Source organism: Streptomyces sp. NPDC012508 (assembly GCF_042902595.1).
Classification (GTDB): Bacteria; Actinomycetota; Actinomycetes; order Streptomycetales; family Streptomycetaceae; genus Streptomyces.
In genome coordinates this window covers 26,103-42,020 of record NZ_JBIBEO010000002.1, presented here as the reverse complement: position 1 = coordinate 42,020, position 15,918 = coordinate 26,103, and the positions used below count along the sequence as shown (strand labels likewise).

Here is a 15,918-nt window from a genome sequence, read left to right as displayed (position 1 = left end):
CGTCCGAGAGGGAGATTCGTATGCCGAACAATCCGATGGCTGGACCAGTGCCGGACCCGTGGCTGGCGGCGATCAACGTCACGGTGCCGATGTCCGTGGCCAACGACCTGGACAAGATGCACGGTGTGATCAAGGACGTGATGACGCAGCTGGGGTGCCCCACGTGTCACTCGGGGCGGGACCTCCGCATCACCATCGCCCGCGACTTCGTCGTGAATCCGGCGGGCCAGGTCCAGCCGGTCGTCGCCGGTCCGATGGTCGGCTGATCCACGACCGGCCATGACGAGGCTCGGGGTGGGGCTCACGTACGTACCCGGTCTCGACAGGATCCTCGCTGAGGTCGCCGACCTGCTCGATGTCGTCGAGATCGAACCACAGAGCCTGTGGCGCGTACGGAGCGATGGCGGGATCCAGATCGACGAGGACGTGCTGGGGCGACTTTCGGATCTGCCCGGAGCGCGGCTGTTGCACGGGGTCGGCAACCCGGTCGGCGGTTACGGCCTGCCCGACCCGCGGTACACGGAACTCTTCGGCGAGCTTGCAGGAAGACTGCGCGCGCCGTGGGTCAGCGAGCACCTGGCCTTCAACCGGGTGGCCGACCGGACGGGCTCGTTCCACACCGGGTTCATGCTGCCGCCCTGTCAGACGGCGGCGGGCGCCCATGCGGCCGCCCGGTCCGTCCGCTCCATGGCCGATGCGCTTCCGGTGCCCCTCGCCGTGGAGATCGGCGCGAACTACCTCCGGCCGCGGCCAGGCGACCTGTCCGACGGCGCGTTCGTCCGGCGGGTCGCCGAGGAGAGCGGCTGCGGTCTGCTCCTGGACCTGCACAACGTCCTGGCCAACGAACGCAACGGCCGCGGCAGCGTGGACGATCTGCTGGCCGACCTGCCCCTCGACCGGGTGTGGGAGGTGCACCTGGCGGGCGGCTTCGAGTACCGCGGGTACTGGCTGGACGCCCACTCCGGGCTCCCCGAGGACGACCTGCTCGCGCTCGCCGGCCGGGTCCTCCCGCGGCTGCCAGCCCTGCGCGCGGTGCTGTTCGAGGTGACGCCGTCGGCCGTACCGGATCTCGATGCGGGCGCGGTCCGCGAACTGCTCGTGGCGGTGAAGGAGATGTGGCCCCAGCGAGCCGCTCTTCCCCCGCTGTCGCCGCCGCACACGATGGCCGTGCCCCACGCAGCAGGAGAGGAGACGACCGCTCCCTGCGACTGGGAGCTCGCGCTCGGCAGCCTAGTTGTCGGCCGCGATCCCGGAACCTCACCGCTTGCCCGGGAGCTGGCAGCAGACCCGGCGATCGGGTTGCTCCGGGACCTCGTCGCCGAGTTCAGGGGCAGCGCACTCACGGGCACGCTCCGGTACACGATGCGGCTGCTGTTCCTGACGCTGGGCCCGGACGGTGTGGGCGAGCTGCTCGGTGCCTACATGCGTGCCCGCCCGCCGCGCCTCTTCGCCTCCGAGGAGGCCTTCGCGTTCGCGGACCACCTGCTGGAGGCGCGGCCACGCGTACCGTGGCTGACGGACGTCGTCGAGCTCGACCGCGGCCTCCTTCGCGCACGACTGGACGGCTCGCCCTGCACCGTGGGGCTCCGCACCGATCCCACCGCGCTGATGACGGATCTGGGAGCCGGGCGGCTACCGGTGGCGCCGCAGCGCGGCCACTTCCGGGTCCGTCTCGTCGACGACCTCGCACCTGCCTGATGGAGGAGCGGGCGCTGCGAGGGCCTGGAAGGCGCGAACGAGGAGCGCAGGCCGTGGCGTGGTGGCGCATCGCGGCGCGGCTCCACACCGCCTCAGCCTTCAGAGACGCGCGGAGCTTGTCGGCGTCGAGGTAGCCCTCGCCGTCGACCACGACCATCCGCGCGAACGTGCGGGCACCGACTGGCAGCGAGCGGAGGTAGCACTCGGCGCGGTGGTCGTCCAGCGGATGTCGACGGTGCTGATGGACAGCGCCGCGTTGTGCTGGGCGGCGAGCTCGACCAGCTTCTCAGCGAACGGTCGCGCCCTCAACAACGATCCTCATGGGAGCCCTCCACTAGGTCCTTACCCCGTTCTAGGGGTCTCCACGGAGAGTATGCCGTGGCGTCCGCGTCCGCCGGGTCGGCCCACAGCGGGTGCGGCTCCTTCATGTTGCAGCCCCTGGGCGGACGACGATCCGGCCGGCGGCGGTCTCCTGGAGGTCCGCCTCGGTCATCTCGTCCATGAATCGGGTGGACCCGCAGATGGCGACGATGACCGGCACGCCGAGGCCGCGCTTCGCGGAGACAAGCTCACAGTGCCGCCTCCTTGCCGCTCCGGGGGATGAACAGGCCGTTCGTGCGGTGCTCCACGCGGTCTACGTACTCCTCGCGGTCGAAGTCCGCATCAGCGCCCGCGGGTGGTCGGCGTCGACGAGTACGCAACCCGCAATGGCCGCCAGATGTTCGGCCGCGCCGGCTTCGACCTCCTGCGCAAGCGCGTCCTGCTCGCGTGACGAAGCCATGCGGCCTTCCACGGACGAAACGGCTATACCGGCTCCTCAAACAAGTCGATCCCAGCGGGCCTGCGATCAAGAAGCGGTCCGAGACGCTCCTCCATGGCAGCGAACCACCCGTCGATGTCCGTATCGGTGTCGTAAAAGAACCAGGAGTCGAAGCATCCCAAAGCATCCAGGTCCAGTGCTGGCGTGTAGCGGAGTTCGCAGCGAACTTGCACGTAGTGGTCGTACTCACTGTCGTCACTGACGTTGAGCTGCCTCGTGAGGTCCACAGTGAACATCGGTCGCCCGCTGGAAAGGTACGTGCCGTACTGAAAGAGCAAGCCGTCGGAGTCGGCTTGGGGCGCTGTGTGAAATCGCCTCCGCCCGAAACGCGTGAAGGCGAGCCATGCACCCCGAGTCGACCCCTCGGCCGTCGTCGACTGCTCGGCCGCCAGCTCGGCACGCAGACAGTCGAGAGCGTCCTTCGCTTGCGACCTGTTGGGCATGCCGGCTCCCCTCGCTATGTGGATCAGCACCATAACCTGGCGTGGTCGGATCAAATCCAGCCCTGGTTGGCTTCATTCACGGGGGGTTGTGAAGTCAGTTGTTCACGGGTTTGGGAGGCGCCCCGATCCACGGTCGGGTGATGTTCACGAGGTTTGAAGTCACCAGGGTGCTTGCCAGTGCAGCATCGGGATGCTCCTGGTGAAAGGGCCTGGTCATGCCGCGGATGTCGAAGGTCGAGCTGTACGCGGCGATCCGGCGCGACCACCGCGGCGGCATGAAGATCCGGGAGATTGAGCGCAAGTACAACGTGTCGTGGCGGACGGTCCGCAAGGCCGTCGACTCGGTCTGGCCGGAGCCGAGGAAGCGGCTGCGGCCGCGGCCGCTTCCTCGGCTCCGGACAAGCAGGTGATCGATGTGATGCTTCAGGCGGATCTGGACGCGCCGCGCAAGCACGCACACGATCACGCGGATCTTCCACCGCCTGGTCGAGGAGCACGCCGGAGACGTCTCCTACCAAATGGTCCGGCGCTACATCTCCGACCGGAAACCGCAGATCCTCGTCGAGTCGGGGAAGGCCCCGGTCGAAGCGTTCGTGCCGCAGACCCACCAGCCCGGCATGGAGGCCGAGGCGGCTATGGCGGGCCACCGGGTCAAGTACGTGCTGGCCACGAAGCTGGTCAAGGAGCTCGTCGAAGCCGCCGACGAGAAGCAGCTCTCCAAGACGAGCGCCCGCTACGGCCGCGTCGACCTCCTCTGCATCGACGAACTCGGCTACATGGAACTCGACCGCCACGGCGCCGAACTCCTCTTCCAGGACCTGACCGAACGCGAGGAGAAGAACCGCATCGCCCTCGCCTCCAACGAGTCGTTCGGAGGCTGGACCAAGACCTTCACCGACCCCCGCCTCTGCGCGGCCATCGTCGACCGTCTCACTTTCAACGGCACCATCGTCGAGACCGGCACCGACTCCTACCGCCTCGCCGGCACCCGAGCACGCGCCGAGCACGCTGCAGCCAGCTGACCGGAGCCCCCTGCTGGTCCGCTGCCCCTTGGGGCAGCGGACCAGCCAAGCCTCTGCCTGCTTTATTCTCCGAGTGCGAACGACGCCCTCTCTTGCCACTTCACGCCGTCGTGCACCATCAGTTCAACCGACGCGACATGAGACGTGAACGGGAGCCTGCCGACGAGGTCGGCCTCGATCTCCTGCAGGACGGCGTCTTCCTGACCTTGAGCGATGGTCAGGTGCGGCACGATCTCGGCAAATCGGCCGCCATACGGCGGAGCCTCAGGCCAGCGATCAGCGATCGCCTCCGTGAGCTGCCGCAACTGCGTGTCAGGCTCGGGTACTAGATACAGCACTTCCGGGAGCCGTCCACACCTCTCGAACCGCAGGTCAAAGGCCTGGTGGCTGCCCAGCACGTCCGCGAGAGCGGAGTAGACGAGCGCATCTATTCGGCTCTCATCGAGGAACGGGAAGAGCACGGTGACGTGGGCTGAAACCCCGGCCTGGGCTGAGGGGTCGAGCCGTTCACGCCACTCGCGGACGGACGGCTCCGCCTCCGGGATCCGGACGATGAGCCCCGTCTGGCCCGCCTGAAACGCACTGGTGCTGTCATCTGCCATGACACCGCATGGTGTCACCTCTGCCGCAGACAGAACGGCTCCTTTCCCGCCGAACGATCACGACCGATCTCCGAAGCCGGTCGACGAGCGGGACGACCAAGACGCTGCCGCTGCCGCTATTTCCCGTGAACATCCAGAGTGCCGATGATCACTGCACGCCGCCGGAACCCAGGAACAAGCGCTGTCGGTTGACGTGAACGAAGCCACCTGGTCGCCGACGCGTATGCCTCCGATGACTGGCAACGCTCGGTCACCGCTGCACGGAAGCTGTGCCAGAACCGGTTCTCGTGAACAAAGCCAGCCGTCCTCCAAGAAGACTGGCGAGGACACGCTCACCACCCAGGATCTGGAGCAGATCGCCCTACAAGTTGAAGAGGTTGCCGGTGGCGCCGGGCCGTCTCGCAGGCGTTGGTGTAGGTGAGGATGAAGTCGAGCCTCTGCCCGGGCCGTGGTAGTCCGGCGCAGCGGGTGCTGCGCTGGCCGGGGAGACGGTCGATCGGGCCGCCGGCGGCCTTGAGGTCACGGCAGTGTCGTCGCGGTGCGGGTGGGCGGCATTCTCCTTGCGGGCTCGTGTGCTCGCTTCTCGGAGTGCTCGTGCTGGTCGAGACGCCCTGCCCGGCCGTGAGTTGATGTTTGTCGGGTCCTGCCTCATGTGTGGGTGACCGACTGCACCGGGCAACGCTTCGGTGGACCGGCGGTGGCCCGCCCCTGCTGCCGTGAAGCCTCCGCCCGCGCGCATGGCCCGGGTACGCGGGCGGAGGTGTTGGCGCTCGGTCTTACGGGGTGGCTGTGGGGTCGATGACGCTGCCGTTGGAGCAGTTGTTGGCAGGGTTGCCGACCCAGTCGCCCGTTACGGGGACGACCGCGGCTTCTTGCAGGCAGACGGCCGCGGCGGTGAAGTTCCCATTGTTGGCGGCGTTGATGCCGCCGCCGAAGTTGGAGTCGTTGTAGGCGTGGGCGGGGGCGGCCAGCGCGACGGCGCAGAGCGCCGTGGCGGCTACGGTAATGATCTTCTCAATGCTGACGTGAACGACATGGGAGGGGGGAGGGCACGGAGGCGTGGGCATACCGGCGGACGATCGCTCCGCCTGGTGGAGGCGGTGGGCCGGCGGTTGGTCGAGCCCTGGCTGCCGTATCTGCCTTTGCGGCTGAGTGCGGTGGGATCTAGGGGTGGAAGTCCGACGCGACAGCCGGGCGATCAGCCTGCCCGCCAGTAGCCCTAACAGCCGAAACGGTCCGCCGTAGAACCGACGGACCGTCATGAAGGATCGAGGCTAGTGCATCAGCTCGGAGTGGGGGTGCTCCGGAGCTGCCGGGCAGACGTAGAGCTGCTGGTCGTAGCCGCTGCCGATCTGGACGGCGGTCGGTTGCCTTGGAGCAGGGTTGGTACCGAGGGGCCCGACGCGGGCATCGTGGGAGCCGCGGCCGCGGTCGTGTGCCTCAATGCCCTGGGCGTGGAAGAAGTCGATCACGGCCTGTCCCTCCGCTCCAGTGTGGCTGGAGGACGGGCTCTCGTTCGGGAGCCAGCTGCTGTCGGCGTCGCCCTCGAATGTGGCGATGGTCAGTAGGGCGTCCATGTCGCTGCCGCAGGTAGGGCAGAGCCGAGGGGTGGGGTCGGTGGCGCCCCAGCGGGGCCAGCCGCCGACTTTCCAGCCGGGCGCGCCGGCCAGCTCGTTGTCGTAGAAATTCTGAGGGTACGACGCGCGGGCGCTGTCCACGATCGTGCCGGCTGCCTGCCAGATGTTCCAGTTCCCGAGCCGCTCTTGGAGTTCCTTGCTCAACTCCAGGTGGTCGGGGTATTCGGTGACCTGCTCCGGGTTGAGCAGGCACGGCTCGGGCAGGTAGTCGTCGAACTGCATGGCGGGCGGTTCGGGGGGCGTGGTCAGGAGGTCGGTGACGGTGGCTGCTGACCGCCAGAACAACGCGGTCTTGGGCATGATCGGGTGGTCGAAGGGGCACCACAGGACTTGGAGCAGGTCTGCTCCTTCAGGCGTGTGCAGATCGGGTACGTCCCGCAGGTACAACTGTGCGACCGGCAGCATGGCTATGGGCCCCTCATACGGTGCGATGGCCAGCTTCAGCGGAAACTTCCGGGGAGGGCGGATTCGCTCCAGGACCTCTCGCTCCTGTGGGGTCAGGTCCCTGCCGTGCGAGGCGGCACGGATCTGGCGTTCCAGCCTAACGTCCGCTGGGGACAGGGTCTGGTTCATTCCGTCCACGACATGAGGTCCGTCGCAGTGCGGCCACGGCTCGTCGGCAGGCCATAGCAGTGGTCCTCCGATGGAACTGTCCTGCGGTGACGGAGTCCCGGGGCGGGGGTGCAACCGAGTCGCCGTGCGTGCCAGCGGCGCCAGTTGAGGGAAGACGGCGGTGACGTCGAACGGCCGCGGGGGAGTGGTTGGGGTGGTGTTCATGGCCGCGATCTTGCCAACTCAGTCTGACAACGCTCGCAGCCGCCTCGGAGCGGCCTCTCCCTCCGGCGAAGACTTGCAGGGTTGACCTGCACCTCTGAGGTATTCGAACACTCACTCAGCTTGTTCTTTGTCTACCAGGATCTTCCAGGCTTGACGATGGCCTTGAGGGTCTCGGGGCGTCTGACGGTTCTGCCGACGTCGTAGCGGTTGGCGGGCTGCCGGTTCTTCGAGCCGAGGGGGCGTGTGGGACCAGCGCCACGAGGTTGGGGAACACGGGCCGGGCAAAGCAGGTGGGCGCGGATGTTCCTGAGTCCGCGGCGGACCCCGGCCTGGGGTGACGCCTTCGGGCTTGGCCGGCCTCTCGGCACGACGACGAGTTCGGCAACGTGCACGGGTACTGCTGCGGCAACCCACTCGAAGGCCGTGCCCTACTCGACGGCGCGATCCGAGCAATGTCGCCTCGCGGAGCCCGCGAGCTCCGCAGGGTCATCGAAGAGCTAGACGCCTTCATGGGCCCGCCCGCCCCAGCAGCAGACCGCCGCAGACAAGGAACAAGCTCAGCCATTGAGGCGCATGCGGACGTGGGGCTGGACGTTCTCCTCGGCCACCCAGCCGGTGCGGCCGGCACGCAGGCCGCAGCGGCCGTCGGATTCGAGCTCGACCCGGTACCAGCCGCTGCGCTCCTACATGGGTTCCGTCACCCCCACTCCGACCTGTCGGCCAGGCGGCGGTACCACCAGAACTGTGTCCGCCACTGGCGCCGGTGCGCGAACGGGTCCGGCAGAGTACGGCTTAGGAACACCTCATCCAAAGGCTTCACGAGCCGGCCGAGCTCGGCACGGGCTCGTTCCGGCAGCCTCTCCAGGACCTCCTCCAACACGTCGCGTGCGTGCCGGACGTCGTCGAAGGAGCACCAGGTGCACGAGCAGTACGACTCCCGCGGGTACAGCGGACGTCTGCCCGGTGGGTGGAGGAACTCGCGGTACCGCTGCAACGCACAGTCGGTGGCACCTGGGTGGATGTAGAGGCTGCCGCTCAGGTACTCGACCCGGTGCACGGCCAGGCTCGCCCTGGTGGAGAGTCCACGAATCCGGAACGGTGGGGTCGGCCCCCAGAAGCGGGAAGCCGGTTGCTCAGCGCGCAGTGCGCGTGGCCGTCTACGCGGCATCGGCCTTTCGACACGTGATCACGGGAGCCATGATGCCAGGCGTCCAGGCCCTGCTGCACCCGGTTTTGCGGCGTCTGTCACAACGACCAGAGGCCATGAGGGCAGTTGCCGGACAACCCTTAGATGACCTCTTGGATCGGGCACGGGACATGGGGCCCACCTCCTACGCGTCGGTGGTCCTGTTTGATCTCTGCCGCAGTCCAGCGGCAGCGACGGCTGCCGCTGCCATCGAGGCCCATTGTGTTCTCAACGACAGTACGCTGACGCCCGAGGCTCAGTTGAGCGTTGTCAGCTGGGGCCCGGTACTCTCCGGAGACCAAGTGCGGCGTCTGGTAAGCATGTTGGAGCCTCGGGTGAGGAGGCCGAAGGCGACCATGTCGTTGCCGAGCTTCACCCTGTCGACCTGGAAGGTCACGTTCTCGTAGGAGTTCCGGTGTCTCTTCCCCTCTTCGACGAACGTCGGCTCCGGCGTCTGGACGTCGATGAGCCACCTATGTTCCCGCCACGTGCTGATCTTGATCTGCGTGGAGGCGACGGTCGCCTTACGCATGGCTGCCTATGATCACGATCCCAGATCAGGGCGCTGCCTGCTCCGTTCAGAGCACGTAGCGGCCGCTCACGCAGGCTGTCATGTATGAGCGAAGCGGGAAGGGCGTAGAGGCGGCCCCTCTCCGCAGCACCGCCAGTATGTGCTGCGGACCGCCCACTGTGGTGCCGTAGCCGCTATGCACGGAGCCTCGCTGACCCGCCGACCGATCCGCGCGGAGGTGTGGTTTCGGTCGAAGCCGGTGCGGACTTCCCCTCGACGGCCATCGGAGCGGTGGCCTTCTCCTTGTATGCGCCGTGGAACTCCCGTGTTCTCGTTCGGGACTTTGTACGGGCTATGACGCTAGCGTATTATCGTCGATGAGACGATAATGGATCGGTGGGCCCACGACAGGTCTCGGAACATGAGGCTGCGCTCCACCGGAGCAGCGGTGACCAGCACCCAACGGGAGAAACGAATGACATCGACCCTCGACACGACGGACTCGGCACCGACTCATGCCGAGTTGGCGCGGCGGACGGTGAACGCGCTGGTCAGGATCGCCCACACCGACGACTGGTCCAAGAGCACCTACATCCACTACTACCTCATGCTCGCCCTCCACGGCGGCAGAGGAGCTTACGTGGACCGCGCTCCCCTTCTGTGGATGGATGAATGGCGCGCGCGCTGGATAGCTGCTCGTGAGGAGGGCGACCAGGATGCTGAGGCCGCCGAGGAGCGCTACCTCCACGAGCAGGTGCTGGCCGCGCTCGGTAGCGATCCCGGCGTGCAAACAGAGCTGTGGAAGAAACTCCCCACGTGGGAGGAGATGGGCCGCCGGACGCTGACGGCTTCCTACATAAGGAAGGCCCTGGGGCTGGGCGAGCAGTTCCGGGCGTGGACCGAGGCTCTGGAAGCGGCAGCGGGACGGTTCGATCAGCTCCCGGTACACGGCATACCTGAGGGCGATGAACTGATCACCCTGATGGAGGAACTACAGATCCCCCGGGAAGACCACACTGACATCGCCGCCGCGGTCGATGCCGTGACCGATGTCGACTCCCCATGGCTCTGGCTGCTGGAGCGCACCCTGTGGCTGATCAAGTCCCGAATGGGTAACAGCCTGAGCCTCCCCGTCGGCCCTGTCATGTCCGACCACGGCTCGGAGGGCTGGTGGTTCTACACTGTGGCCTACCTCGCCGCCACCCCGCACGTACGGAAGTTCCACCGGAGCATCGAGGTGCCGGACGAGACATCAGCGGCCAGCCTGGGGGTGCTGGGCGAGAAGATCGCCCGCTACCGGACGGGTTCCGGGCACGGCGGACTGGTTCAGCACGACTTCGTGATGGGTGTCTTCTGCGGACGCATCTACCGACTGGAACAGCTCGACTGCGTGGCGTGGAACGACGGGGTGGACGTGTACGTCCCCCACACAGCGCATCCGCTGACGACCGTGCCGGACCAGGCCTGGGCGGACCGGGTCCACGCGTTCCTCCGGCGCCTTCCACGGGAGTACGGGGAAGGCGTCCACTGGGAGCAGGGCGCATTCACTATCAGCGTCGAAAGTTGGCTGCTCGACCCGGCCCTGAACGACTACCTGCCCGAGGGCCACGAACTTCGCCGTTTCATCGCCCAGCTCGGATCTTCAAGGCGTCGACACGACCGCGACCCAACCCAGGACCAGCTCGGGCTCACCGCGGGCGACCGTGAGGCGATCCAGTACGCCTACGGCCGCTACGTGTGGGACCTCGGCGACGCACTGTCGCTGACCGCCGAGACCGATGTCCAGCACGCCGTACTCGCCCACCTGCAGGCCGGCCACCACTGGATCCGACCGGCCGCTGGGCACTCGGTCCTCGCAAACTGACCGGAACACCAAGCCGCCGCCCAGGCACCCGGCGAACGCTCTCGGTCACGGCCAAAAAGTTGGCATGCGGACATCCGCGCAGAAGGTCTCTTCCAGCATCTACCGGGACTCCTGCAGAATGCCCCCGGCCTTCAAGCCGGGGATGAATGCATGGCGCTGGCCGACAGGAGCCGATCCCGGTGCGCGCCGCCCGGGTCGTGCTGCGCCGGACCGTATCCGGCGCTGGGCACGTACCTCTTCATCGTGCACTCCTCACTGCCCGACGCATGCAGAAGGCTGCACCGCCAACCCTGTTCGAGGTCGAGGGCTGAGGTGGTGTCAATCCTTGGTTCTTCGGTCGAGATCCTTCTGCAGGGACATGTGTCCTGCGCGGCAGTGATCGACCGCAGTTGTCATCCCGGCTCCTTCGTAGAGAGTGGCTGCCTCACCGAAGAGACCGTGCGCTTTCTCGGGGTCGCCTCGTGTGGAGGCGACCTCGGCCAGTGTGTCGAGGGCGTTTGCCTGCGCTAGTGAGTGGTTTGCACAAGCAGACGACCGGCCGACGTCCCCGTAGCCGCGTGCCGGTCGCTCTGCGCGACAGGACAATCATGCCCGGGGTGGCATCCCGGGCCGGTGCTCCTACCGCTGACCCCATACTTCCTGCACATGCCGCCGCAGCGCTGCCCAAGCCGTGTGAGGAGGGTGCCTCGTGAGCGGTGCCATGACTATGACGGCATGGCCGACAGCACGCTGAGGTAGGGGCGATGGAGAGTGCCGGGCTGGGTGCCGGCCCGCAGCTCCCGGGTTCTCGTGCAACTATTCGAGCTGTTCATGAGTCTGAGTCGGACACGGCGTTTTCCGTGTCCGACTCAGACTCGTGGGGGCTTCGCCTTGCAGTTCCGTTCCACCAGCAGCCGTCTCGCCACCGCCGTCACGGCCGTCCTCGCGGTCACCGCCCTCGGCGCCGGCGCGCTGGGAAGCGCTCCGGCCGCGGTCGCGACACCATCGGCCTCGTCCGGGCAGGGCGACGCCACGCTTCCCCTCTACCCCGAGGGCTCCCACCTCGCGGGCGGGGGCACCAGCGGGTTCTTCACGTACGACTACGTCGACGGCATCACGGACCTGGTCTGGACGCCTTACGACGGAGGAGCCTCGAAGCGGCTCCGGCATCCCCAAGGCGGCGGTTACGCTCTGGCGGGCAATGACGTGGCCGTCGTCGGCGATGACAGCTGGCCCGAGGCCATGCAGTCGATCACCTTGTGGAACATGGCCGACCCGGCGGCCCCGGGGGTGGACATCGACCTCGGCGCGCTGGGCGGCGGCTACCTGGCCACACTGAGCCCGACGAGTGTGCTCGCGCAGATCTTGAAGGCGGACGGAACGGCGGAAGTGCGCTTCGTGACCAAGGACGGCGCCACGACGACCAACCGCAAGATCACCGGCCTGCCGGCGGACGCCACCCAGTTCAGCGGCTCGACGGTCCTCGGGGGCTCCGTTCTCGTGAGGTACGCGGCGGGTCCGCCGGACGCGCGCACCGGCCACCGGGCCCTGGTCGACGTGGCGACCGGGACGGTGACCGAGACCTACTCCTCGGCCAAGTCCGGTTACAACGACGACTCCGGCCACCTGACGTTCTCCGCTTCGCAGGTGGCCTGGCTCGACGAGACGGACAACCACGAGGTGTACGTCACGTCCGTCGACCGCAAGACGCGCGAGGAGAAGAAGACCGTCCTGGGCGCCAGTTTCGACGAGTTGTACTACGAGCTGGTGGGCGACTGGCTGGTGTATGGCGCTTACTGGGCACCCGCCAAGGCCGTTTCCCTGACCAGCGGCGAGACTCGCGAACTCGGCGTCACGGCAACGGAGTCGGCGCCCACGGCGGATGGCAGCGCGGTGCTGCGGGGCAGCCGGGCCGCCGACGGCGACGGTTTGTTCCGCGTCGCGGCCGTCGCGGACGGCACGCCGACGGTCACCAAGGTGGCAAAGACGGGTAAGGCGGTGGCCCCGCTGGCGATCGACGAGGTTCACGTTCCCGACACGGCCGACCTTGACAAGTCCGGCGGCAAGGTGACCCTGGGCTGGACGCTGTCGCGCGCCGACGCGTACATGGACGTCACACTCACGCACACCGCCACCGGCAAGGAGTTCACGAAGCGCCTGACCGCGCCCGCGTCCGGCACCCTGTTCTCCTTCGACTGGGACGGCGTCATCGCCGGGGTCGACGCGCCGAACGGCAAGTACGCCGTGGAGGCCGAAGCGAGGCTGCTCGACGGCACGGGCGAGCCCGCCTACCAGGGCTGGCTCACGAACATCACCCGCACGTACAACCCGCACGACTACACCAACAACGGTTCCACCGACGTCCTCGCGCGGGACGCCTCCGGCGTGCTGTGGCGCGACGACCTGCGGGACCGCCCGGTCAACGGCCAGAACGATGTCGCCGGGCGCACCCGTATCGGCTCGGGCTGGGGGGTGTACAAGCAGATCGAAACGGTCGGCAATGCCGGCGGCAACGCCACCGGCGACCTGGTCGCGGTCGACGGTTCTGGCGTGCAGTGGCTCTACCTGGGCAAGGGCGACGGCACGTTCGCCTCCCGCGTGCGCGTCGGCACGGGCTGGCAGATCTACGACAAGATCGCCGCCGGTTCGGACCTCGACGGCGACGGCCGGGCCGACCTGGTGGCCACGGACGGCGCGGGTGTCCTGTGGTTCTACAAGGGAACCGGCAGCTCCTCGAAGCCGTACGCGGCCCGCGTGAAGGTCGGCAGCGGCTGGCAGATCTACAACCACATCACCGCCGTCGGCAACATCGCCGGCACGGTGGCCGGGGACCTGGTCGCCCGTGACACCTCCGGCGTCCTCTGGCTGTACCAGGGCAACGGCCGCGGTGGCTTCGCCACCCGCGTGAGGATCGGCGCGGGCTGGGGTGCCTTCTCCCAGCTCGTCGGTGCCGGCGACCTGGACAACGACGGGCGCCCGGACCTGGTCGCGTACGGGACGAGTGGCGAGTACGGCGCGTACGTCTACCGCTCGACGGGCAGCGTCACCGCCCCCTTCAGCCGTCGAACGACGAGCCTGTACAAGTACCAGGGCCGCTCCTTCAACCACGTCGCCTGAGCACGGTCCATGCTTCGATCGGGCCGGTTCGCCCACGGTGCCCCTCCTCCTCCCCACCGAGCAGGGACGGGAACCGGCCAGTTCTTGGAGGTCCGGGCCTTGGTGGCCATGCAACCTCAGTAATCAGCCGCGCTGATGACCTGTATCCGTTCGGTGACGGAGTTGCCGACGGCCGGGTCACCCAGCAGCAGCACAAAGCCGTGGTCACGCAGCGCGCGGGCGGTCTTGCGTAGACGCCGGTGACGACGAACGTGGCCACCTGCTCGGGTGTGGACGCCATGAGTACCGAGGCCTGGGGGTAGTCACGCGCGTCGAAGGATCTGCGAGAGATCACCGAGCCCATAGACGCGAGGACGCCTGCGGTGCGTGGCGATCATGTTGCGCAGCCACTGGCCGTCCAGGACGAGCGGATGCGCGACCCCGTACGCGCGCAACCGACGGTCACCACAAGGAGGGGCGGTAGGGGTCGTCGTCGGGGTCGTAGTCAGAGGGCTCGGGGCGGGGCTTGGCCGTTTCTGGTGCGCTGCCCTCGATGGTGAACGTGAACTGGTAGGGCGGCAAGGGAGCCCTGATGTGCTCGCGGCCGATGGTCCAGTCGGTCGTCGCGCCTTCTTCCAGGCGCGCGATGTATTCGCCGTCGTCAAGTTCGATGTAGCCGAAGAACTCCACGCCGTCGTCCAGCTTGATCCGGCCTGGGGGGCTGAAGGATACGAATCTGCGGGGCTTCCCCGGCCTGATGATCGCGCATCCCGTAGCGTACCCGGCTTGGGCTTGGAAGATGCGGGGCGCTTCAATCCGGCGTACACCGTCTGCCTGGTGGTAGGTCAGCCGTTCCAGCCTCAGCCGGAGCACCTTTCGCCCCCAGTCCGTTGTGGCGATACGCACGCCCATCCGGGTCCGCGATATGCGCTGCCCGTCCTCCGAGAGCCGCTCCGCCCAGTCGGTCCAGTCCATGTCCTCTGTCACGGCAATCTCCCCCTTGCACCGGACAAGCGTTCAACACACCACGGCCACCATATCGAGCGACCGTGCTGCCGGCCCCGGTCCGGCTCGCGCACCGCGTGCCGGTGGTGTCGGGCAGGCAGCGGAGGAGGGGAATGGACAGTCTGGATCGACGGGGCGCGAAGGTGGTGTCTGGGTTGGGTTCGAAGGTGAGGTGCTCGTGCCACCACTCGGGTCCTGGGTTGGCGGTGGGCCCCGAGAGGTCTAGATATCAACGAAGCCCCAGGTCGCTGACCTGGGGCTTCCGCAGTCGAAGGAGGGCAGGCTGCCCCAGGTGGCACGTGCGGTGGCCGAGGAGTCACCGGAGAGAATCGCGTACTGAAGGCCTGTGGCGTAGAGGCGGCCGGCCTACGACAGCGTCACCGGGGAACCGCCGGTCCCGCTGGGGGCAGGCAGATCTGTTTGGCGTGCCACTAGGCCGCGTCGACCTTCGCCGCCGCCCCGGCCGCGGCGTCCGTCCTCGAGACCCTCGGCCGCTCTGACCGCTACGCGATCCTCTGCCGTGTCCAGGACGCCATGAAGCCCGAAACCCGCGCCCGCCGCGTCGTGAAGTTCGTGGCGATGCTCGCGAACGGCCAGACGCCGCACCCGTACGGGAAAAGAAGGCCGGGTGTCGCGGGCGGCCTCCCCTCCGCGGTGAGGCGATGTCAGAACACGAGGTCCGACGTGTTCGCGTTGACCTGCTCCAGGTGCATGAGCTCGCCGGTGCGGAACGGGACCTTCCAGTCGCCGGTGCTCCTATACAGCTTCGGCGTCTGGTACGGCGTGCCGAGACCCATGAGGTCGGGGCGCCCGTCGCCGTCCGCGTCACCGGCGGCGATCAGTGGACGGAACGCGTTCCAGCCGCCGCCGATCTTCGTGCGGGGCGCGAACGTGCCGTCGCCCTTGCCCAGGTAGAGCCAGAGGACGCCGTCCTTGTCACGGGCGACGAGATCGCCGGCGGTGCCGCCCGCGATATTGCCGACGGCGGTGATGTCGTTGTAGATCCCCCAGCCGGTACCGAGCTTCTTGCGGGGGAGGAAGGGCTTCGTGGCGTTGCCGGTGCCGGCGTAGAGCCAGAGCACACCGGACCTGTCGGCGGCGAGCGCGTCCACGCGGCCGTCGTTGGTCAGGTCGCTGCCGGACGTGAGCTTGTCGTAGACCTGCCAGCCGCCGCCGACCTGGACCCGGGTGGCGAAGTTGCCGGTGCCGTTGCCCTGGTACAGCCAGAGCACGCCGGACTTGTCGCGGGCCAGGAGGTCGCCGACGGGCGTACCGCCC

The 15,918-nt window shown here is 67.8% G+C and carries 14 protein-coding genes and 4 pseudogenes; 6 read left to right on the top strand and 12 right to left on the bottom strand.

Annotation, left to right across the window (positions count from 1 at the left end):
• Positions 1 to 20: 20 nt before the first annotated feature.
• The gene (locus tag ACFY8U_RS06090) at positions 21 to 266 is read left to right on the top strand and encodes a hypothetical protein (RefSeq protein WP_389566310.1); all 246 of its coding nucleotides are present in this window, start codon (positions 21 to 23) and stop codon (positions 264 to 266) included.
• 13 nt (positions 267 to 279) lie between these two features.
• On the top strand, positions 280 to 1,698 hold the full coding sequence (locus ACFY8U_RS06085; protein ID WP_389566307.1) for a DUF692 family multinuclear iron-containing protein: 1,419 nt from the start codon (positions 280 to 282) through the stop codon (positions 1,696 to 1,698).
• Between the two features lie 380 nt (positions 1,699 to 2,078).
• Here ACFY8U_RS06085 and ACFY8U_RS06080 read toward each other — a convergent pair.
• From ACFY8U_RS06080 to ACFY8U_RS06070, 3 genes and pseudogenes are all read right to left on the bottom strand, one after another.
• A pseudogene (locus ACFY8U_RS06080) lies at positions 2,079 to 2,269 on the bottom strand (hypothetical protein); the annotation flags it as partial.
• A gap of 233 nt (positions 2,270 to 2,502) precedes the next feature.
• Positions 2,503 to 2,961, bottom strand: coding sequence for a hypothetical protein (locus tag ACFY8U_RS06075; protein WP_389566304.1), 459 nt, complete (start codon positions 2,959 to 2,961; stop codon positions 2,503 to 2,505).
• Positions 2,962 to 3,055: 94 nt separating this feature from the next.
• A complete protein-coding gene (locus tag ACFY8U_RS06070; RefSeq protein WP_389566301.1) occupies positions 3,056 to 3,427 on the bottom strand; it encodes a hypothetical protein in 372 nt (123 codons plus the stop codon).
• A 160-nt stretch (positions 3,428 to 3,587) separates the two neighbouring features.
• Here ACFY8U_RS06070 and ACFY8U_RS06065 point away from each other — a divergent pair.
• Positions 3,588 to 3,983 (top strand): annotated as a pseudogene (locus ACFY8U_RS06065) (ATP-binding protein); the annotation flags it as partial.
• A gap of 62 nt (positions 3,984 to 4,045) precedes the next feature.
• Here the strand turns inward: ACFY8U_RS06065 and ACFY8U_RS06060 are convergent.
• The 6 genes and pseudogenes from ACFY8U_RS06060 to ACFY8U_RS06035 all read right to left on the bottom strand — a co-directional run bounded on the left by ACFY8U_RS06060 (position 4,046) and on the right by ACFY8U_RS06035 (position 8,717).
• A complete protein-coding gene (locus tag ACFY8U_RS06060) occupies positions 4,046 to 4,585 on the bottom strand; it encodes a 2'-5' RNA ligase family protein (RefSeq protein WP_389566298.1) in 540 nt (179 codons plus the stop codon).
• 776 nt (positions 4,586 to 5,361) lie between these two features.
• Positions 5,362 to 5,604 carry a hypothetical protein gene (locus tag ACFY8U_RS06055; protein WP_389568207.1) on the bottom strand — a complete coding sequence of 81 codons (243 nt, stop codon included), beginning with the start codon at positions 5,602 to 5,604 and terminating at the stop codon, positions 5,362 to 5,364.
• 255 nt (positions 5,605 to 5,859) lie between these two features.
• A complete protein-coding gene (locus tag ACFY8U_RS06050; protein WP_389566295.1) occupies positions 5,860 to 6,999 on the bottom strand; it encodes a hypothetical protein in 1,140 nt (379 codons plus the stop codon).
• A 131-nt stretch (positions 7,000 to 7,130) separates the two neighbouring features.
• Positions 7,131 to 7,374, bottom strand: a pseudogene (locus ACFY8U_RS06045) (transposase); the annotation flags it as partial.
• Positions 7,375 to 7,696: 322 nt separating this feature from the next.
• Positions 7,697 to 8,056, bottom strand: coding sequence for a hypothetical protein (locus tag ACFY8U_RS06040; protein WP_389566293.1), 360 nt, complete (start codon positions 8,054 to 8,056; stop codon positions 7,697 to 7,699).
• Positions 8,057 to 8,441: 385 nt separating this feature from the next.
• Complete coding sequence (locus ACFY8U_RS06035) at positions 8,442 to 8,717, bottom strand: hypothetical protein (protein ID WP_389566290.1); 276 nt, start codon at positions 8,715 to 8,717, stop codon at positions 8,442 to 8,444.
• 454 nt (positions 8,718 to 9,171) lie between these two features.
• On the opposite strand from ACFY8U_RS06035, the gene ACFY8U_RS06030 reads away from it, so the two are divergent.
• Together ACFY8U_RS06030 and ACFY8U_RS06025 are read left to right on the top strand one after the other, a co-directional pair.
• Complete coding sequence (locus tag ACFY8U_RS06030) at positions 9,172 to 10,560, top strand: acyltransferase domain-containing protein (protein WP_389566288.1); 1,389 nt, start codon at positions 9,172 to 9,174, stop codon at positions 10,558 to 10,560.
• Positions 10,561 to 11,430: 870 nt separating this feature from the next.
• Positions 11,431 to 13,656, top strand: coding sequence for an FG-GAP repeat domain-containing protein (locus tag ACFY8U_RS06025; protein WP_389566286.1), 2,226 nt, complete (start codon positions 11,431 to 11,433; stop codon positions 13,654 to 13,656).
• Positions 13,657 to 13,958: 302 nt separating this feature from the next.
• Here the strand turns inward: ACFY8U_RS06025 and ACFY8U_RS06020 are convergent, their stop codons facing one another.
• Positions 13,959 to 14,090: a hypothetical protein gene (locus ACFY8U_RS06020; RefSeq protein ID WP_389566283.1), complete on the bottom strand. Its 132-nt coding sequence runs from the start codon at positions 14,088 to 14,090 to the stop codon at positions 13,959 to 13,961.
• A gap of 7 nt (positions 14,091 to 14,097) precedes the next feature.
• Positions 14,098 to 14,622 (bottom strand): hypothetical protein, encoded by a 525-nt coding sequence (locus tag ACFY8U_RS06015; RefSeq protein ID WP_389566280.1) that lies wholly within the window; start codon positions 14,620 to 14,622, stop codon positions 14,098 to 14,100.
• 477 nt (positions 14,623 to 15,099) lie between these two features.
• Between ACFY8U_RS06015 and ACFY8U_RS06010 the strand changes: the two are divergent.
• A pseudogene (locus ACFY8U_RS06010) lies at positions 15,100 to 15,222 on the top strand (YdeI/OmpD-associated family protein); the annotation flags it as partial.
• 83 nt (positions 15,223 to 15,305) lie between these two features.
• Here the strand turns inward: ACFY8U_RS06010 and ACFY8U_RS06005 are convergent.
• Positions 15,306 to 15,872, bottom strand: coding sequence for an FG-GAP repeat domain-containing protein (locus tag ACFY8U_RS06005; RefSeq protein ID WP_389566278.1), 567 nt, complete (start codon positions 15,870 to 15,872; stop codon positions 15,306 to 15,308).
• Positions 15,873 to 15,918: the final 46 nt, after the last annotated feature.

Coding starts and splice junctions, on each gene's coding strand:
- ACFY8U_RS06090 (WP_389566310.1), top strand. CDS start 21: ATGCCGAACAATCCGATGGCTGGACCAGTGCCGGACCCGTGGCTGGCG.
- ACFY8U_RS06085 (WP_389566307.1), top strand. CDS start 280: ATGACGAGGCTCGGGGTGGGGCTCACGTACGTACCCGGTCTCGACAGG.
- ACFY8U_RS06035 (WP_389566290.1), bottom strand. CDS start 8,717: ATGCGTAAGGCGACCGTCGCCTCCACGCAGATCAAGATCAGCACGTGG.
- ACFY8U_RS06060 (WP_389566298.1), bottom strand. CDS start 4,585: ATGGCAGATGACAGCACCAGTGCGTTTCAGGCGGGCCAGACGGGGCTC.
- ACFY8U_RS06075 (WP_389566304.1), bottom strand. CDS start 2,961: ATGCCCAACAGGTCGCAAGCGAAGGACGCTCTCGACTGTCTGCGTGCC.
- ACFY8U_RS06030 (WP_389566288.1), top strand. CDS start 9,172: ATGACATCGACCCTCGACACGACGGACTCGGCACCGACTCATGCCGAG.
- ACFY8U_RS06050 (WP_389566295.1), bottom strand. CDS start 6,999: ATGAACACCACCCCAACCACTCCCCCGCGGCCGTTCGACGTCACCGCC.